The sequence below is a fragment of the Senegalimassilia anaerobia JC110 genome, from assembly GCF_000236865.1.
Lineage (GTDB): Bacteria > Actinomycetota > Coriobacteriia > Coriobacteriales > Eggerthellaceae > Senegalimassilia > Senegalimassilia anaerobia.
Genome location: NZ_HE611015.1, coordinates 334,798 through 337,084, shown reverse-complemented (window position 1 = coordinate 337,084; position 2,287 = coordinate 334,798). Strand labels below are relative to the sequence as shown.

Sequence of the window (2,287 nt, the reverse complement as noted above, 5' to 3'; positions counted from 1 at the left end):
GATCGACGAGGACGGCGCGAAGTCCTTCGACTACGCCGGCTGCCTGGAGTGCGGCACCTGCCGCATCGCCTGCGAGGGCACCATCGTCAAGAAGTGGGTCAACCCCGGCCCGACGATGGGCATCGAGTACCGCTTGGGCTAGTAGTGGCCTAACATACCCCCTGGCAACAGGGGAGCATAGCAAGAGAGGGAGGACCTTCGGGCCCTCCCTCTCTTTGCGTTTGGGGTGGTTGAGATTCGTCACCGGCGGTTTGGAAGGGGCTTCCGCGGTTTTGCCGGCAACTGATGGAAAGGGCGCTTAGGCGGACTCTAGCGGCCCCAGAAGGAACATCGTAAAGGTGCTCTCGGCCACCAGCTTGCCTTCGGGCGTTTTGATATCCACATGGCAAACCGTGGTGGTGCGGCCTTTGTGCGTGGTGTGGGCGCTTACGGTCAGAAGCTGCGGCTTGACGGCGCGGATGAAGTTCGTGGCGCAGCTGATGGCCACGTTGTTCATGCCGTATGCATATGTGGCCATGCCTGCGGCGGCTTCCAGCATGCAGTTGACGAACCCGCCGAAAATGGTGCCATGATAGTTGCTTTGGTCTTGAGGCACCTCGATCTGATACACGACGCTGCCGGGATCGGAGCTGATGATGGTCACCGCTTGACGGAAATCCTGTTGCGGCGGCACATTGTTCATAAGGCCTTCGACCAGCTGTGGGGTGAGTTCTGTCATGGGGTCCTCCTCGATCGTGGGGTATTTCGTTAGGAAGCTTACCCCGCTAAGAAGTGCAAGAAGATGGCTGATATCGCAAAACTGTGCAAAACTGGGACTATTGGCACCGCTCTTGCCCTCCCTTATAGTTCCCATATGTGCGTTGACACAGCATAATAGTTGATCTATCAGGCATAATGGCATTTGAAGCATAGTAGGTCCATAAGATTAAGCTGAATGTGGGCTGTTCTGATATATTCATTTCGTGAATATAAATCGGTTGGAAAGTGATGAAATGACCCATACATTTTCGTATAATCGATAGGCGTTGGGTCGCTAAGGCCACTTTGGAGTGGGGTGGAGATCCTCGTAGGGAACAAGCTGTTCGCAAGGGAACGGAGTTTACCGATGAACCTGTCTCAGCTGTACTATTTTTCTAAGCTTTCGGAGTTGGAGCACTTTTCCAAAGCAGCAAAAGAGCTTTATATCACCCAGCCCTCGTTGTCTCATGCGATTAAATCGCTTGAGACCGAATTGGGTGTGCAGCTCTTCGAGCGTGAAGGTCGCCGTATGCGGCTTACGCCGTTCGGCAAGGAATTCGCCACGTACGTTAAACGTGGCCTTCGTGAAATCGACAAGGGCGTCGAGCTTGCGCAGGAGTTCAACGGCAAGCTGGGGGGCACGGTCAACGTCGGCGCGGTGCTCACCGTGCAGGGTGACTACCTACCACCGCTGTTCCATGACTTTTCTGCGAATTATGGTCAGGAAGTCAAGCTCAATATGTTCCAGGGCTTCAGTGTTCCTCTTGTCGAAGGCCTGGAGAACGATAAATACGATGTGGTGTTCGCCGCAGCAGGGGAGCGCAAACCGAACCTTTGCTATGAGCATGTGCTTTCCCATGAATTGGTAGTGGTCGTCAACAAAGATAACCCGCTCGCGCAGAGAAGCTCTATCGGCATCCCCGAGCTTTCCGGCTATGACGTTCATACGTATCGCCTAGGCACGCCGATCGGCGAAGAGGTCAACGATCTGCTTATGGAGTACAGCCTTTCGGCGAAGCATGATTGCGAGGATGAGGTCTCGTTGGGAGGCATTATCTCCGCTATGCCCAACGACATTGCTTTGGCCACGCTTACCATCAGTTTGAAGGCGTTCGATCATCTGCGATTCCTTCGCATCGAAGAAGTGCCCCAGGATTTCCATCCGATATACTTGATATATAAAAGAGATGCGTATCGCAGCTGCGCAGCCGAGCGGTTTATCCAGTTCTCGCAGGATTGGGTGGCTCCCAAGGACGCTATCCCCAGTACCGATACCTTGTAGGTCGTAGTTTGGTGCATAGTTAGCCATGAAAAAGGACGTTCATTCGCTGGACGTCCTTTTTTGATATTGAATCCATGCTTAAGAGGTGGTGCTGCTTCTAAGGAACTTGCTTGATCGTGGCGGGAAAGCTCTGAGAGGCACATCTTTTCATGCAGTTGAGCGAACGCGTTCGGTGATGCTTGGTTTGGCGACAATAAAAGAACCGCTCCATATGGAGCGGTTCTTTTACAAGTGAATTTGTTCTTGCGATCAAATCGCTTTGGAGGG

2 protein-coding genes are annotated in these 2,287 nt (G+C 53.2%); one reads left to right on the top strand and one right to left on the bottom strand.

Annotated features, from left to right (window positions below):
• Positions 1–298: 298 nt before the first annotated feature.
• Complete coding sequence (locus tag SFHG_RS04770; RefSeq protein WP_042434406.1) at positions 299–718, bottom strand: PaaI family thioesterase; 420 nt, start codon at positions 716–718, stop codon at positions 299–301.
• A gap of 336 nt (positions 719–1,054) precedes the next feature.
• On the opposite strand from SFHG_RS04770, the gene SFHG_RS04765 reads away from it, so the two are divergent.
• Entirely contained in the window at positions 1,055–2,020 is a 966-nt protein-coding gene (locus tag SFHG_RS04765; protein ID WP_202898094.1) for a LysR family transcriptional regulator, read from the top strand.
• The last annotated feature ends 267 nt before the right edge of the window (positions 2,021–2,287 follow it).

What these genes read in the sequence shown, in the direction of transcription:
- SFHG_RS04770 (WP_042434406.1), bottom strand. Translation starts at nt 718, where the DNA reads ATGACAGAACTCACCCCACAGCTGGTCGAAGGCCTTATGAACAATGTG.